We start from the raw sequence: 16,888 nt of genomic DNA, 5'->3' as shown, positions 1-16,888 counted from the left end.
CTTTATATATTATGACTTCTTGTTGTTAATACAGGGAATTATGATGAATTTTCTTTTAAGATGTAACTTGTTAGTACTTCTGTTATTTGTAAGCTTTTTTAGCTTCTCAAAGCAGCCCCAAATCCCCGTGGAGTACTTCAGTAAAAATAAAGAGTTTAATCACGCTACTATTTCTCCAGGCGGCGAGTATTTAGCGGTTATAAATAAAGTTGCAGGTAAAAATGCGCTTGTTATTTTTGATACTGAAAACTTTAAAATGCTTCATGCAGTTGCCTTTGAAGGAAATGCTCAAGTTGGTGATTATCATTGGGTTAATAATGAACGAGTTGTTGTTACTAAAGAGTATTTAAAAGGGTGGCAAGACCACCCTGAATATCATGGTGAGATATTTGGCGTAAATGCTAATGGAGCTAGAGGTAAATATCTAATTGGTTACCATGGTGAAATGCAAACAGGTACACGCCTTAAAAGGCAGACTCCTTTATACGGAACTTCATTTGTATTAGATCCCTTAGTTACTAACAAAAGAAAAATGTTAGTAGTTACCTATCCTTGGACCTCGAGTAATGAACCGCATACTATTGTCTATGAAGTAGATGTATATACGGGCAAAAGGAAGCAAGTTACTTTGTCTCCATCACGTATGGCTGAATTTTTAACTGATCATGATGGTAATGTTAGAGTTTCAGTATCTACAGATAATTATATAGATGCAAAAATACATACTAAGGCAAAAGATGGCGGTGACTGGGAGAAATTAAATTTAGGAGAGGTTAGTTATGGCGATATTAGACTAAAAGCTTTTGATAAGTCTGGTGACAACATTTATATGACTGCTTCTGTTGGTGGAGAGGCTGAAGGGTTATATAAACTAAATTTAAATACTAAGGAAATTGAATTAGTTCATCAAGAACAATATGTATCTCCAAAAAGAGTTTGGGTTGATGAAGCTTCAAAAGAATTATTTGCAATAGAAAGTGAGTTAGGTTATCCAAACTATGCTTTTATAGATAAAGACTCTCATAAAAGTGTTCGTTTAAAGTCTTTGATAGAAGCATTACAGGGCGACCAAGTGCAGTTAGTCAGTAGCACCTCTAATGGCGATATTAATGTTATTTACGCATCAAGTGATACCAACCCTGGTAAATATTACTTATACGATGGGGTACAAAATAAGCTAAGAATATTATTTTCAGCGCGTGGCTGGCTGAACGAAAATGAGCTTTCAAAGACAAAACCTATTCAATATAAAACTCGGGATGGTTTAACTATTTATGGATATTTAACTGTTCCTAATGGTCTTGAAGATAAAAACTTACCTCTAGTTGTAATGCCTCATGGCGGTCCACATGGCCCTCGTGATTATTGGGGTTATGATTCTGAGGTACAGTTATTAGCAAGTAGGGGAATGGCTGTACTAAGAGTTAATTTTAGAGGTTCAGGTGGGTTTGGTCGAAACTTCGAAGAAGCAGGTTACCAAAAGTGGGGTTCTGATATTCAGTTTGATATTATTGATGGTGTTAAGTTTTTAATTTCTAATGGAACGGTAAACAAAAACAACATTTGTATAATGGGAGCAAGCTTTGGTGCTTATTCAGCTTTGCAGAGCGCCATTTTAGAACCAGACATGTTTAAGTGTGCAATTGGAACAGTTGGTATTTATGACCTACCTCTAATGTTTGAAGAAGGTGATATTTCAGGGCGTAGTACAGGACAAAACTATCTTGAAAACGTTTTAGGCACTGATGAAACGCTTTTGAAGGCATTTTCACCTAGCTATAATATAGATAAGCTTAAAGCAGCTGTGTTCATAGTTCACGCAGGTGAAGATGCACGAGCCCCTATTGAACAAGCCGAATCATTAATTGCTGCATTGAAAAAAGCTAACCATCCTTATAAGTACGTGTTATTGGAGGATGAGGGCCATGGTTTTTACAAAGAAGAACACAGAACTGCTTACTACAAACAAGTAATTAATTTTTTAGATAAACATTTAGAGTTATAAAATATTAAAGCAGCAAGTAACATACTTGCTGCTTTATTCACAGCTAGCTATTTTACAAAGAGATTCCAATTCAAATTGTGCTTTAGTATTTTTTTGCTCAATGGCCTTTTTGTACCAATAAATAGCCTGCTGTTGATCCTGATCTATTCCCTGACCATCACGATACATTTGCGCTAAATTTAATTGCCCCCATTGAGAGCCCGCTTCAGCAGCTTGTTTAAAGCTATTAAATGCTTCAACAAACAAACCATCTTTAAAGTAAATAATGCCTTGTTGATTGTTTTTATCGAGCTTTAAGCCTTTATATAGTGGCTTAGGTTTGGGAGGATGCATCACAAACCCACCATAAAGGATGTTGGCATAGGGGCGCAGCACGTCGTAAATAGCTTCGTCGTTGTAAAGGCGTGCTACTTCATCACGAGGGAGGGTGATTGTTTTAGTGGAAAAGTAATTGTCTTGAATTAGCTGGCTAGTACGCATTGCCAAAGTAATACTATTATTACGTTTATAGCTGTAGTTGCTTATCTGAAAGGTAATAAATTGTTCGTCAAAATTTAAAACTTGAGCAATTTTTAAATTGGTTAGGGTCCAGGGCTCGTGTGTAAATTTGTCGGCGTGTACTAAGTAAGTATCATATATTTTAGGCGTATTTAAATAGTTTTTCTTTTGAGTCTCGCTATTAAGGTGCTGTTGATAAAAAAATAAAACAATCCAAAGTAATAAAAATACACCAATAAAGTATTTAGGTAGGCTTAGTTTTTCTATTAACGGTAGTTGCGTTATTTTTACAGGTTCGCTTTTTCCGCATTGATAGCACTCGCGTTTATAACTTAATTTTAAGGCAAGCATAGGTAAAATACTAAACCGTAAATAGCGGCTTTTATTTACTAAATGGTAGGCGTCGCTTTGACAATGAGGGCAGCGTGTTGTTTGTGCAAAATGTGGAAATGATTCACTCGTGTTGAAAAGTAACATAAAGCACGCTCCTTGTTTAATTACCTAAAGGTAAAACAAGAAGCGTGTTAGTTAAAGCCACAAACTGTAAGTAAGTATGTCAGTTATTACTTATTTTGAGCTTTAGGCTTAATTGTTGTTTTTGCATCAGCAGCCATTAGAGCAAATACAGCGTATGCAGCGGTATTTTGACGCAGCTTAGCAGGTGTTACTTTATCAAGCGTATCGTCAGCTGTATGATGGTAATCAAAGTAATCTGTTCCATCTTGAGCAAGTTCAAAAATAGGTGCTGAGGTTGCTGCTTTAAGTGGAATTAGATCAGGGCCACCATTCGCTTGGTTTTTACCAATATGCTCAATATTTAACGGCGAAAGTTCTTTTGCAATAGCACGCACTACAGGAAGTGACTCTGCGCTTACGTTCGATTCAAAAGCATATACAACATCGGCGCCAAAATCAGACTCAGCTGCTGCAACAATATTGCTTAGCTCGTTTTTATGCTTTGCAAAATAGGCTTTTGCACCCCAAAGGCCTAGCTCTTCGGCTGCAAAAAGTACCACACGAATACTGCGCTTAGGACGTTTTACATCGCTAATATGTTTAGCGGCTGCCATTGTTAGTGCAACGCCTGCGCCGTCATCTAATGCGCCAGTCCCTAAGTCCCAAGAATCTAAATGCCCGCCAATTAATACATATTGCTCAGGGTTTTCGGTACCATTAAATTGGCCAATAACGTTATAACCAGTGCCTTCACCAAGGCTTTCGGTTTGCACATTAATATTTACCGAAACGTCTTTATCTAAAGCAATGAGTCGTGCTATTTGATCGGCATCTGGGTTAGCAATGGTTACATTAGGTATTTTTGTAACACCTTCTTTGTAGTAACTACCGCCAGTGTGTGCAAAACGATGATGACCAGTACTTACCGAGCGCATCATGTAGGCAACAGCGCCTTTTTTAGACGCCTCTATAGCGCCTGTGCCACGTGCTTTTACAGCAGGTCCGTAACCATTCCCGTCTATATCGCGGTTCATGCGGTAATTAATATACGCAATTTTACCTTTTAGGCTATTTTCTGGTGCTGCAATTAACTCATCAAGTGTTTCGAACAAGACTACTGGTGCTGTGATCCCATCTTTAGGCGTGCTTATACTGTTACCTAATGCAGTTAAATGTAGAGGTTGCTCGCTTGGTGTTAGTATTTTTCCGCTTTCGCTATAACGGCGCCATTCAGGAAAAGTCGCTTCTTCAAGCCATACTTTATCAAAACCAAGCTCATTAAATTTAGCTTTAGCCCATGCCACTGCTTTTTTATCATTTTCAGTACCAGGTAAGCGAGGGCCAACCTCAGTTGTTAATGACTCTAGTAATTTATAGCTTAAATCACTATTTAGAGCAGAGGTGCGCACTTCATTGACTTGTTGTAATTGCTTTTGGGTAAATTCGGCGTTGTTAGCGTTTGCAGCCATACTGCTAGTAAGCAGAAGTGCGGTAATTAATTTTTTCATTTGGGTAAGCCTTTTTAATAATTAGCGCTATTAGAACATGTAACAAACATGATAAAAAATAGATGAGATGAATAAGCTTTGTAATAGGTTTAATGCTGTTAGGTATAAACGTTTAGATATAAAAAAAGCCCGCGTAAATGTACGCGGGCTATATTTTAAAGCTGTTATTTAAGCATTTAATTAAAAGCTAAATTGCGCTGCTAAACGAAGATTTGTGCCCTCGCCAACAGTTACATTACTCGTGCCGCCACCACCTAAATAGCTCTTATCAAATAAGTTTTCGATGTTAAGGCGTAAGTTAATATCGGTATTGCTTAAGTTAAACTTATAAGTGGCGCCTACATCAACACGTGTATATGCATCTTTAGTAATTGTATTATCGCTATCTGCAAAGCGCTCGCCTTCATAAAAAGCGCCAGCGTTAATGGCAATGGCGTCGTTTAATTCATAACGAGTCCAAAGTGATGCCGACCATTTTGGTGCATCGGTAGGGCGCTTACCTTCCAATACTTCATCGCGTTCAAAGTTAGCATCTAGATACATAGTTGATGCCATAACAAATAAGCGGTCAGTAGCAGCACCTTGTGCGCTTACTTCAACACCTTTATGGCGTTGTTCACCCACTTGGTTTGTTTCACTTGTGAATGAGCCAATAGGCGTCTCAAGCTGTTCGCTAACAAGTGTGCCTTCTTTACTAATATCAAAAATTGCACCTGTAAGCAGTAAACGGTCATCAAATAATTGCCATTTAATACCAATCTCTCTTTGCTCTGAGGTAATGGCATCTAGCTTCATGCCATTATTTACATCGGTTTCATCTATCAGAGTTTCACTACCTTGAGGCTCAAAACCTTCTGAGTAACTAGCATATATAGTTGCCGAAGTATTTGGATGATAAAGCACACCTACCTTTGGTACAAATGACTCGTTATCTGCACCTTCTCGTGTTTGTTTGTCGTAACGGCCACCTAGCGATAATTGCCATTGTGGTGAGAATGAAATTAAGTCCTGAACGTAAATACCGTAATAGTCGTATTCAGTTTCGCTTACTGTATCATCTGTTTTATAACTTACAGATGGGCGTGATGGTTCTGCTTGTCCTGCAGAAAAATCAAAGTAGTCAGCAGAAGTACGGCGTTGTCCGTAGTAGTAATCTAGCGAGTTTGCGCCAATTAAAAACTGATGCTGTAAGCTACCTGTTTTAAATTCACCAATAAAATCAATAAATGCAGTTTTAAATTGCCAATCGTCAAAACGGTCGTAAGGACGAGATTCATAGCTGTCACCTTCAGCAAAGCTACTAGGCATGCGAGGTGCTGACTCAAAGCGTTGACGTTCAAACGTTTGTTCGTTATAGCCAAGTTTTACTTGCCAGTTATCGGTTAAAAATACTTCTAGGTCTACACCTAGGTTTTCTACGGTTATGTCGGTAAATGCCCAAGACATATCACGGATTGTTTTATCGCTACCAATTACATTGGCATTATCGTCTATCCATGCGCCAGTATCTAAACCTGCTTCGTCATCTGTGCGGTCGTAATGCACACGTACTAATGCGTTATCGCTAATATCGTAATCTACAACTAATGCACCTAAAAAGCGGTCACGCTCACGGTTTTCACCGTTTTGGTACTCACGCCAGTAGTCAACGTCTTGCTTTACTAAAATCCCGCGAGCACGTAAATCTTCCGATTCAGTCAAGGCACCTGCAGCGTCAACCATAAAGCGCGTTGAGCCATGCTGATCTACATCGGCACTGGCATTAAATAGTGTTTGTGCTGTAGGCTTTTTAGTTACCATGTTAACCAAGCCACCCGGGCCTGACTGACCATATAAAATACTTGATGGGCCTTTAATTACTTCAACTTGCTGCAAAATTTCGATTGGTTGCTGATAGTGCGACCAATGCTGATGACCGTCGCGTAAATAACCTGTCGATGAGCTCAGCTCAAAGCCGCGTAAGTTAAATACCTCACGATTTCGTTGTTGTGAGCCTGCAGTTAAGCTTGCGTCATTTGTGAGTACTTCGCCAAGTGTAGTGGCAAGCTGTTCGCTAATAATAGTGTCGGTTATTACAGTGACAGATTGTGCAGTTTCAAGTAATGAAGCTGATGTTCTCATTGCGCCATTAGCGTTATCTACTTTGTAATCGTTAAAGTAGCTTCCCTTTACTTCTATGCGTTCAAGGTCGGTAGTGTTTGCATATGTGCTTGTTGTAATGCTTGCTAATAGTGCTATGTAAATAGAATTCAGTTTCATTAATTGCTTCCAGCGCAGGTATGTAAAAAACAATCGCGATCTTAATGCAAACTACTATCATTTTCAACACCTTTCATTAACATGTTTTATAATGTGTTTGTTAATGGTTGCCAATTACGAATTCTGCTATTATAAGCTGCATATTAGTGGGGCTTTCTCCCATGTTATTTTATTGCTATGGAACTTACTGTGACTTCAACTGCTTTTTCATCTTTGGCTTTACCGGCTGGACTCGTTGATAACTTATCAACACTTGGCTATGCCCACATGACACCTGTACAAGCGCAAAGTTTGCCGCCTGTACTTGCTGGTAAAGACATCATTGCTCAGGCAAAAACCGGTTCAGGTAAAACTGCTGCGTTTAGCTTGGGTGTGTTAGCTAAATTAAACGTAAAACGCTTTCGTATTCAATCTTTAGTCTTGTGTCCGACTCGCGAACTTGCCGAGCAGGTTGCGGTAGAAATGCGTAAATTAGCGCGCGGCATTCATAACATTAAAATATTGACGTTATGTGGTGGTGTTTCAATTGGCCCGCAAATAGGTTCACTTGAACATGGCGCGCATATTATTGTTGGCACGCCAGGGCGTGTTGATGACCATATTCGTAAAGGTACTCTACGTTTAGATGATGTGGAAACATTGGTGCTTGATGAAGCTGATCAAATGCTTGATATGGGTTTTCAAGACACACTTGATGCAATTATTGAGCGTATTCCACAAAATCGTCAAACATTGTTATTTAGTGCTACTTTCCCAAGAGCTATTGAAGCAATTGCTAAGCGTGTACTTAAAAATCCAGAAATGGTTAAAGTAGAAGAAGAGCAAGCAAAAAGCACAATTAAGCAGTACTTCTACAAAATGGATAACAATAAGCAGCGCTATCCAACGCTTAAGTTATTACTTCTTAAATTTACACCACAAAGCTGTGTTGTATTTTGTAATACCAAAGTAGAAACTCAACAAGTGTGTGATGATTTAGCTGACGAAGGCTTCAGCGCTGTTGCATTGCACGGTGATTTAGAGCAACGCGATCGTGAACGTACGCTAATTCACTTTTCAAATAAAAGTGCTTCAATACTTGTTGCAACCGATGTTGCTGCACGAGGTTTAGATATTGATGACATGGATATGGTTATTAACTACCATTTAGCACATGACACGCAAACACATGTTCACCGTGTTGGCCGAACTGGGCGTGCTGGTAAAAAGGGCATTGCTTGTTCTATTTATGGTGAAGCTGAAGCGTTTAAAATTGCACAAATTGGCGATCATTACGAGCGTGATATTACTCCAGAGCAAATGCCGCCGTTTAATTTATTAGATAAACCGCCGTACCGCCCTGAAATGGTTACTTTGATGATTGATTCAGGTAAAAAGCAAAAAGTACGTGCAGGCGATATTCTTGGTGCTCTGACAGGTAAGGATGGGGTTGCAGGTCGTCAAGTAGGTAAAATTAACGTACTTGATAACGTAGCATTTGTTGCTGTTGAACGTAACTCATCAAAACCAGCACTTCGCAAACTAACCGAAGGCAACATTAAAGGGCGTAAAATACGCGCTCGTCGCCTTACTCGTTAATTTAAATAGCTAAATTAACAAATTAGCGAGCAGCTACCTTTAGCTGCTCGTATTGTAATTTTATTTTTTTAAACTTAACTTCACAACCATTTGGTTTATCTGGGTGCATCTGTAATGCAAGTTGTCTCCAGCGCTTTTGAACGTTTTTAAGAGTGAAATTTTCAGGTAACTTCCATTCTAAAGCCAACGCTTTAAATTCATTGTCATTTAATACTTGTTGTGGTGATGTCGTTTTAAACTGACGCCAAAAACTATTCAAAAGCTCATCAATTTTCTCTTCACCGGTATCGTAATTACGCCAATCTAAATAATAATCTCGCAAATTTTCGTTCGTTGTTACTAAACTATTATCTTCTTTTTCTAAAAGCTCGATATGCAGAGTTGAAATGAGTAAACTTTGAGGGCGTAATTGTGCCTGCAGTTGGTACAATGCATTCATAATTAAAAAGTTACGTTTAAATAAATCACGTTCAGGGCTTTTATCGAGTGTTGTTATTGCGCTGCGGTTTGTCAGTTCTGCTGCTAAAGTATGAACTTGCCAAACCTGCCTTGTTAATATCAGCTCAAAAATCTCATCAATCAGTGGGTTAAGCATTGTTTAGGCCCTAGTAGTTAGTGTATCTTCAATAAAGATTACACTGATATAAGTAACGGTTTGAAGGATTAAAATTATGCTGGGCAAGTTTAAATGCCTCTTATTTACTATATGCTGTGTACTAATAGCTCCTAGCTATGCCCAAAATAGTGATTCGTTATTTGAGCAATTCAAAAACGAAGTGCAGTGGGAGCCTAAATTACAATTAGCAAATACGTTACTTGCTAATAAAAACGTTTCTAAAAAAGAGCGTGTCGCTGTTTATTCGGCATTAGGTAATAGTGCGTTATCGGCTGATAATTTTAAAGAATCTTTACACTATTTTAAATTATTAGAAAAAAACACTTCAGATACTTTCTTTCCTGACGAGCACTTTCGTGCAATAAAAATGCAAGGTGTAGCACTTTTTTATCAAGGCCTATTTCAAAAGGCCATAAGTGAATATACCCGCACCCTAGTATTAGCTGAAAAAAATGAACAACTACTTGAACAAGCAAATTTACTAAATAATATTGGTTTGGCTTATTTTAATATGAATAAGCTAGGCGATACCCTAGAGTTTTACTTAAAGGCAAAAGCTATTTACGAAGCGCACGGTAGTGAGCAAGATCAAACCGACATATTACTTAATATAGCAGGCGTTTATATACGCTTATCACGCTACGATAGTGCATTTAGTCTTTATCAAGATGTACTTAAAGTTTATCAGCGGTTAGATGATAAAAGCGGTATTGCGCAGGTATACAACAATATGGGTGTTGCTCATATGGAGAGTAATCAATTTGACTTAGCACTTCATTATTACCAGCTAGCGCTGCGTTATTATATTTCAGCCAATGATTACAATAAGTTATCTACGCAATATACTAACTTGGCAAATACTAATTTAGTGTTAAAAAAAGTAGATGAAGCATACGAGCAAGCTAAATTAGGTGAGTATTATGCGCTTAAAATAGGTAACCATAATTTAGAGCTTAATGCGCTACATGCGCTTGGTAAAATTCAGTTTGTTAAAGGCAACTTAGAAGAGGCGAAAATAAGTTTAGATAGAGCTATTTCACTTGCCCATGAATATGGCAGTGAGCGAATAATTAGGGAGGGTTTAGGGACTAAAGCACTACTTGAAGCCAGTAAAGGCGATTATTCAAGCGCAATGGCCTTGCAACAAGAATATATTAGTGAGCTGCGAAAACTCAGAAGTACAGCAATTATAAATGCATTAGCGGTACTTCAGCATCAATTTAAAGCAACCCAATTAAACCAAGAGATAGAAAAACTTAAACAAGATCGACGTGTGCAAGAGCTAAAAATGTCGCAGCGTTCTCAGCTTACTTTATTCTCTTTTTTACTATTACTTTTGGTTGTTGTAACTGGTATTGCGCTTTACCGCCGTGGCGCAGAAAAACGCGCTAAGCAGCAGTTAACAGAGCAAGTTACGCAGCGCACTGCCGAGTTACAAGCAATAGCACAGGAGCTAAGAGAAGCTAACGATGTTAAAAGCCAGTTTTTGGCCAATATTAGCCACGAAATCCGCACTCCACTAACGGCTATTTTAGGGCAAACAGATGCTTTAATTAATGAATTATATGAGCCTGAGTCACTTAAAGATGAATTAAGAGTAATTCAGCGTCACAGTGACCATTTAAAAAGCTTAATAAATGATGTACTCGATTTAAGTAAAATTGAAGCCAATAGATTAGAGTTAAATATTTCGTGCTTTGATATTGTAGAGCTTGTAAATGACGTACATGCAATGTTTATCACTCAAGCAAAAGCAAAAAATTTACGCCTCATTTTAGACAATCAAGTGGGTAATGAGTTTTACACTAAGCTGGATTTAATGCGCGTAAAACAGATTCTTATAAATTTATGTGCTAATGCTATTAAGTTTACTCACGCTGGCCAAATCATTATTGCTTTAAATAAGAGTGAACAAGGGCTAGTGATTATTGTAAAAGATACCGGTATTGGTATGAGCTCTAAACAGTTAAAGCTTATTTTTGAATGCTTTAGCCAAGCTGATAACAGTATTAGCCGTCGCTTTGGGGGGACAGGGTTAGGCCTTAGCTTATCGCAACAATTAGCCGCGATGATGGGCGGTTATATCAGTGTACAAAGCGAATACAAAAAGGGCAGTCAGTTTTCGTTCTTTTTACCGTGCGCAGAAGTAAATAAATCGCAAAGCCTGATTGAAACTCAAAGCGCTCCAAAGGTAAATAAGCAATTGGCAGGGCGTGTTGTACTTGCAGAAGATCACCCTGATAATCGAAGGTTAATAAGCCGCTATTTACGTTCAATGGGGCTCGAGGTTATTGCCGTTGAAAACGGTGAGCAAGCGGTAGAGCAGTGCTTAAAAGAGTATCCTGATTTAGTGCTACTCGATATTCAAATGCCTGTGATGGATGGGCGTTCTGCTTTTCAGCTATTAAAACAGTGTGGTTTTGAGCGGCCTATTTTTGCTTTAACTGCAAATGCTATGAGTCATGAAGTAGATGGCTATTTAGAGTTAGGGTTTAGTGGTTACTTAGGTAAACCGATAGATAAAGAGTCATTTTATAAAGCGCTTTCTAATCACCTACATAGTGCAGAAGATCAGCCAATTGCACAGCAAAATGAAGTTGATATGAGCGATCTTGTCATTAGTTTTAAGCAAAGCTTTGCTTTGGAGAGTGAAACGATTACACAGCATTTTATAAGTGAAGATTTAGCTGCGCTACAAAAAGATAGCCATCGTATTTTAGGCGCGGCGCAAATGTTTGGTTTAGATGAAATAGCGCAATCAGCTCAAAGTTTAGATAGAGCACTTTTACGCAGGACTCCAAAAAGTAGTGCGAATGACTTTAAAGCACTCGTTGATACGCTGCAGAGTGTACTTAAAAAGTATAACGAAAGTTAAACTGTGTTTAATCCCGACATAAAAAAAGCGCCTTAGGCGCTTTTTTTATTCAGCTAAAACGCTTTATTGGCGTCTCATCGAATCAAAAAATTCATCATTGGTTTTGCTCATCGATAGTTTATCGATTAAGAATTCCATTGCATCAATTTCTGACATGTCATGAACAATTTTACGTAAAATCCAAAGCTTTTGAAGCTCATCTGGCTTTGTTAGTAATTCTTCACGACGAGTGCCTGAACGATTAAAGTCGATAGCAGGGAATACACGTCTTTCCGCAATTTTACGGTTAAGGTGAAGTTCCATGTTACCAGTACCTTTAAACTCTTCGTAGATGACTTCATCCATTTTAGAGCCGGTATCGATAAGCGCTGTAGCTATAATTGTTAAGCTACCACCTTCCTCAACGTTACGTGCAGCACCAAAGAAGCGCTTAGGTTTATGTAATGCGTTAGCGTCAACACCACCAGTAAGTACTTTACCTGATGAAGGAATAACGGTGTTATAAGCACGTGCTAAACGAGTGATTGAATCCAATAAGATAACAACATCTTTTTTATGTTCAACTAGGCGTTTTGCTTTTTCGATAACCATTTCGGCAACTTGTACGTGACGAGAAGCTGGCTCATCGAACGTTGATGCAATAACTTCACCTTTAACTAGGCGTTGCATCTCTGTTACTTCTTCCGGACGTTCATCAATAAGTAAAACCATTAATGTTACATCAGGGTGATTATGCGTAATTGATTGTGCAATGTTTTGAAGTAGCATTGTTTTACCCGCTTTTGGCGGAGCTACTAACAAGCCACGTTGGCCGCGGCCAATAGGAGATGCTAAATCAAGTACACGGGCTGTAATATCTTCTTTACTGCCGTTACCACGTTCCATGCGAAAACGTTCGTTTGCATGTAGTGGAGTAAGGTTTTCAAAAAGAATTTTAGTTCGAGAGTTTTCAGGTTTATCAAAGTTAACTTCATTTACTTTAAGTAAAGCAAAGTAACGTTCACCGTCTTTAGGTGGACGAATAAGGCCTGAAATTGAATCGCCAGTACGCATGCTGAAACGGCGAATTTGGCTAGGTGAAACATAAATGTCATCTGGCCCAGCTAAGTAAGAGGCTTCTGATGATCTTAAGAAGCCGAAACCATCTTGTAAAATCTCTAATACACCGCCGCCGAAGATATTCTCTCCGCCTTTGGCATGGGATTTAAGAATGGCAAAAATGATATCTTGCTTTCTTAAGCGGGCTACGTTTTCGAGCCCCATGGACTCAGCTAAGTCTACAAGCTCTTTAATCGACTTGTCTTTTAATTCGCGTAAATGCATATTGGTGGGTTCTTTATTACAGTTGTCATACTCAAAATCGCTTTGATCGTTGAGTGAGGTTTGTTGAATATAACTAAGGATTAGTTGGCTTTATAAACTAGCAGTTCACTGGCAAAGCGTCCAGTCTTTATACAAAATAAATTTAAAAAAGGGCAAAAAAGCCCTTTTTATTGTTCTAGCTTACCGTTAGATGTTGTTTTCTAAAAACTCGATAAGTTGAGTTTTTGAAAGAGCACCTACTTTCGTTGCAGCTACTTGGCCATCTTTAAAAAGAAGTAAAGTAGGGATACCACGAATACCAAACTTTGGCGGTGTGCCAGCATTTTGGTCAATATTTAATTTAGCAACAGTCACACGGCTGTCGTATTCATCAGCAACTTCGTGAAGAATAGGGGCGATCATTTTACAAGGTCCACACCATTCAGCCCAGAAATCTACTAGTACTGGTTTGTCTGATTGTAATACGTCAGCTTCAAAGCTATCGTCAGTAATTTGGATTATTTTCTCGCTCATTGCGCTCTCCGATTTAGTTAGGCGAAATATTTAGTGCGTATTTAAACACTCTTGTTTCTTATTGCAAGTTTAAACGTTATGCTTAAACGCTATGACTAAGACACATTTAACCGATAAAAAGTTTTCAGACTTTGCTATCGCACCGGAAGTGGTTGCCGGTTTAACCGAGAATGGGTTTGAATATTGCACACCTATTCAAGCAAAATGCCTACCTTTTATTTGTGATGGACGCGATATCGCGGGCCAAGCTCAAACGGGTACAGGCAAAACGTTGGCGTTTTTAACCGCCACGTGCCATCGGTTATTACAATCTAGCAAAGCACCTAGTAAACATCCAAGAGCCCTGATCATGGCCCCTACTCGGGAGCTTGCGATTCAGATACACAAAGATGCTAAAATTTTAGCGCCGCACTGTAATCTTAACTTAGGTTTAGTATATGGTGGCGAAGATTACGAAAAACAACGTGCACAACTAGAAAAAGGCGTTGATATTTTAATTGGTACTACAGGTCGCCTAATTGATCTGTATAAGCAAGGCTGTTACACCCTTAATGAAATTGAGGTAGTCGTGCTGGACGAAGCCGATCGTATGTTCGATTTAGGTTTTATCAAAGATATTCGCTATATGTTCGATCGCATGCCAGATACATCAAAGCGTTTAAACTTATTATTTTCTGCCACATTATCGTACCGCGTACAAGAATTAGCTTTTGAGCACATGACAAACCCAGAGCATGTTCAAATTGAACCTGACGTTAAAACGGGTAAACGTATCCAAGAAGAGCTATTTCATCCTTCGCAAGAAGATAAAATTAAGCTGTTGTTAACCTTAATTGAAGAAGAATGGCCAGAGAAAGCAATCGTGTTTGCAAATACCAAGCATAGTTGTGAAACAGTATATGCTTGGCTTAAATCAGACGGTCATCGTGTAGGTATGCTTACTGGTGATGTTAACCAGAAAAAACGCCAAACTATATTAGCGCAATTTAGCAAAGGTGATTTAGACTTTTTAGTTGCGACCGATGTTGCAGCGCGTGGTCTTCATATTCCAGAAGTAAGTCATGTGTTTAACTTTGATTTACCTGACGATTGTGAAGATTATGTTCACCGTATTGGCCGTACTGGCCGCGCTGGTGCATCAGGCCACGCAATTAGTTTTGCATGTGAGCAATATGCATACAACCTGCATGAAATTGAAGAATATATAGAGCACAGCATTCCTTTATCACATTATGATAAAACAGCATTGCTAGATGATTTAACTCAGCCTATTATTCAAAGAAAGCGCAACTATTCAACAGGTCCACGTAACCGTAGTAATAACAGCGGACGTCGCCCAAATAATAGTTACCAAAAAGGACGGTCGTAAGCGACCGTTTGTATAAGTAGTAGTAACTAGAGGTTTTTGAACGGTGGGGCAACTTAAACCGCAAAAAAATGTGTACGCAGTTATTGATTTGGGCTCAAATAGCTTTCATATGCTTATTGCCAAATCAATTGCTGGCGGTCTACAAACAATTGGACGTGTTAAACGCAAAGTCCGATTAGCCGCAGGGCTTGATAAAGGAAACGTATTAAGCACTGAAGCAATGCAGCGAGGCTGGGAATGCCTTGCCCTTTTTGCTGAGCGTCTACAAGATATCCCAGACAAAAACATCACCATAGTAGCAACAGCTACCTTACGCTTAGCAACTAACGCCGACGTATTTAAAAATCATGCCGAAAAAATTCTAGGTCATAACATTAATGTTATTAGCGGAGAATTAGAAGCGCGCACAATTTATAAAGGTGTTGCCCATACTTCATCTTGTACTGGCAAACAGCTTGTTATTGATATTGGTGGTGCAAGTACAGAAGTTGTAATTGGTAAAGCATTTGATGCCCTACATTACAAAAGCCTCAATATGGGCTGTGTTACCTATCTTGAACGCTATTTTAAAGATTGCCAACTAAGTAAGAGTAACTTTAACGCAGCAATAAAAGCGGCTCGTGCAGTCATTGATGAAATTTCTCCAGAGTATAAAGCAGCTGGATGGCAAATTGCATCTGGAGCTTCTGGTACAGTACAAGCAATTCAAGAAATTATGGTCGCGCAAAATCTTGACGACTTACTTACACTTGAAAAGCTCAACACTATAAAAGATCAAGCAATTGCATTTAGCACTATTGCAGCGCTAGACCTTCCTGGATTAAGTGAAGACCGTCGACTGGTATTTGTATCAGGACTTGCAATCTTAATCGCACTATTTGAATCTCTTGAAATAGAAAAAATGGGATTGGCGGGTGGAGCACTGCGTGAAGGTGTTTTATATAGCATGGTTCCGGAGTTTCATAATAACGACATTCGCAAACGCACAGTTGATGGGTTTATGAGTCGTTATCATGTTGATCAAAAACAAGCGTGTCGAGTTTCTAGCTTGGCAATGCAGTTAGCGCTGAGTATTGATAAAGATTGGCCAATTGAAAGCTTAAATGGGTTACCACTATTAAAAGCGGTAGCGCAGCTTCATGAGGTTGGATTACTAATAGAGTATAAGCAGTACCATAAACATACCGCTTATATTTTGGAAAATACCGATATGCCTGGTTTTTCACAATCAGAGCATAAATTAATAGTAGCGGTAGCAGATGCACATCGATCTGATTTTCCAAAAGGTTGTTTTAATTCACTCGGCGTAAATAGTCTATTAGCGCAATATATAGTGAGATTACTACGAATAGCAGTCATTTTATCAATGCGCAGACAAGATGATGTACTGCCTAAGTTTGAGTTAACTGCTAAAAATGAAGTCTTAGACCTTAAGTTTGAAAGTAACTGGTTAAAAGATCATCCATTAATGGCCAGTGAGCTGCAACAAGAGTCTAAACAGCAAGGAAAACTTGGCTGGAAGCTCATAGTAAACTAATTAAAAAGGCCCATCAGGGCCTTTTTAGTGTTTAAAGTAACCATTTCGATGTAAATATGTGCGAACAGCACATTATTTCAAGTTTTCTTCAAAAAAGGGTTGATCTGTTTTTGGATCTCCCTATAATGCGACCCCACTGAGACGGGAAACAGCAACGCATAGCGAGGCACGAACAACTCAGGGTGTTAAGTAAAACTTAGAGTGAATCTTTTTAGAAAGTTTAAATTTAAGTATTGACAAAAAAATAGGAAAGCGTAATATGCGCAGCCCTAGCGAGATAAAGTTCAACTTTATAATCGCAACGTTCTTTAACAATATAAAGCAATCATCTGTGTGGGCACTCGTACAGAT

General features: G+C 38.7%; 11 protein-coding genes. 5 read left to right on the top strand and 6 right to left on the bottom strand.

Translation table 11 applies throughout. From position 1 onward, the window contains the following. Positions 1 to 43 precede the first annotated feature (43 nt). Positions 44 to 2,005: an alpha/beta hydrolase family protein gene (locus AC5NT5_RS16280; RefSeq protein ID WP_518528055.1), complete on the top strand. Its 1,962-nt coding sequence runs from the start codon at positions 44 to 46 to the stop codon at positions 2,003 to 2,005. Positions 2,006 to 2,038: 33 nt separating this feature from the next. On the opposite strand, the gene AC5NT5_RS16275 is transcribed toward AC5NT5_RS16280, so the two are convergent. From AC5NT5_RS16275 to AC5NT5_RS16265, 3 genes are all read right to left on the bottom strand, one after another. Further along, the gene (locus AC5NT5_RS16275) at positions 2,039 to 2,980 is read right to left on the bottom strand and encodes a tetratricopeptide repeat protein (protein WP_182672068.1); all 942 of its coding nucleotides are present in this window, start codon (positions 2,978 to 2,980) and stop codon (positions 2,039 to 2,041) included. 86 nt (positions 2,981 to 3,066) lie between these two features. Then, entirely contained in the window at positions 3,067 to 4,467 is a 1,401-nt protein-coding gene (locus AC5NT5_RS16270) for a M20/M25/M40 family metallo-hydrolase (RefSeq protein WP_182674440.1), read from the bottom strand. A 180-nt stretch (positions 4,468 to 4,647) separates the two neighbouring features. Beyond that, positions 4,648 to 6,726 carry a TonB-dependent siderophore receptor gene (locus AC5NT5_RS16265; RefSeq protein ID WP_024594867.1) on the bottom strand — a complete coding sequence of 693 codons (2,079 nt, stop codon included), beginning with the start codon at positions 6,724 to 6,726 and terminating at the stop codon, positions 4,648 to 4,650. Positions 6,727 to 6,915: 189 nt separating this feature from the next. Here AC5NT5_RS16265 and dbpA point away from each other — a divergent pair, with 189 nt between their 5' ends. Beyond that, complete coding sequence (gene dbpA, locus AC5NT5_RS16260) at positions 6,916 to 8,304, top strand: ATP-dependent RNA helicase DbpA (RefSeq protein ID WP_002960948.1); 1,389 nt, start codon at positions 6,916 to 6,918, stop codon at positions 8,302 to 8,304. Between the two features lie 22 nt (positions 8,305 to 8,326). On the opposite strand, the gene AC5NT5_RS16255 is transcribed toward dbpA, so the two are convergent. Continuing rightward, positions 8,327 to 8,899, bottom strand: a complete 573-nt coding sequence (locus AC5NT5_RS16255) for a DNA-J related domain-containing protein (RefSeq protein WP_002960947.1) — start codon at positions 8,897 to 8,899, stop codon at positions 8,327 to 8,329. A gap of 76 nt (positions 8,900 to 8,975) precedes the next feature. On the opposite strand from AC5NT5_RS16255, the gene AC5NT5_RS16250 reads away from it, so the two are divergent. After that, complete coding sequence (locus AC5NT5_RS16250) at positions 8,976 to 11,795, top strand: tetratricopeptide repeat-containing hybrid sensor histidine kinase/response regulator (protein WP_494514247.1); 2,820 nt, start codon at positions 8,976 to 8,978, stop codon at positions 11,793 to 11,795. Positions 11,796 to 11,858: 63 nt separating this feature from the next. Here AC5NT5_RS16250 and rho read toward each other — a convergent pair whose 3' ends face one another. Together rho and trxA are read right to left on the bottom strand one after the other, a co-directional pair. Continuing rightward, positions 11,859 to 13,118, bottom strand: coding sequence for a transcription termination factor Rho (gene rho / locus AC5NT5_RS16245; protein ID WP_002960945.1), 1,260 nt, complete (start codon positions 13,116 to 13,118; stop codon positions 11,859 to 11,861). Positions 13,119 to 13,304: 186 nt separating this feature from the next. Then, positions 13,305 to 13,631 carry a thioredoxin TrxA gene (gene trxA / locus AC5NT5_RS16240; RefSeq protein ID WP_002960942.1) on the bottom strand — a complete coding sequence of 109 codons (327 nt, stop codon included), beginning with the start codon at positions 13,629 to 13,631 and terminating at the stop codon, positions 13,305 to 13,307. A gap of 91 nt (positions 13,632 to 13,722) precedes the next feature. Between trxA and rhlB the strand changes: the two genes are divergently transcribed. Both rhlB and gppA read left to right on the top strand, forming a co-directional pair. Further along, entirely contained in the window at positions 13,723 to 15,000 is a 1,278-nt protein-coding gene (gene rhlB / locus AC5NT5_RS16235) for an ATP-dependent RNA helicase RhlB (RefSeq protein ID WP_002960940.1), read from the top strand. 43 nt (positions 15,001 to 15,043) lie between these two features. Then, the gene (gene gppA / locus AC5NT5_RS16230) at positions 15,044 to 16,537 is read left to right on the top strand and encodes a guanosine-5'-triphosphate,3'-diphosphate diphosphatase (RefSeq protein ID WP_494514248.1); all 1,494 of its coding nucleotides are present in this window, start codon (positions 15,044 to 15,046) and stop codon (positions 16,535 to 16,537) included. The last annotated feature ends 351 nt before the right edge of the window (positions 16,538 to 16,888 follow it).

Source organism: Pseudoalteromonas sp. J2K-J599, from assembly GCF_059295115.2.
The sequence above is the reverse complement of the archived record's forward strand: the minus strand, read 5'-3'. Positions and strand labels throughout refer to the sequence as shown.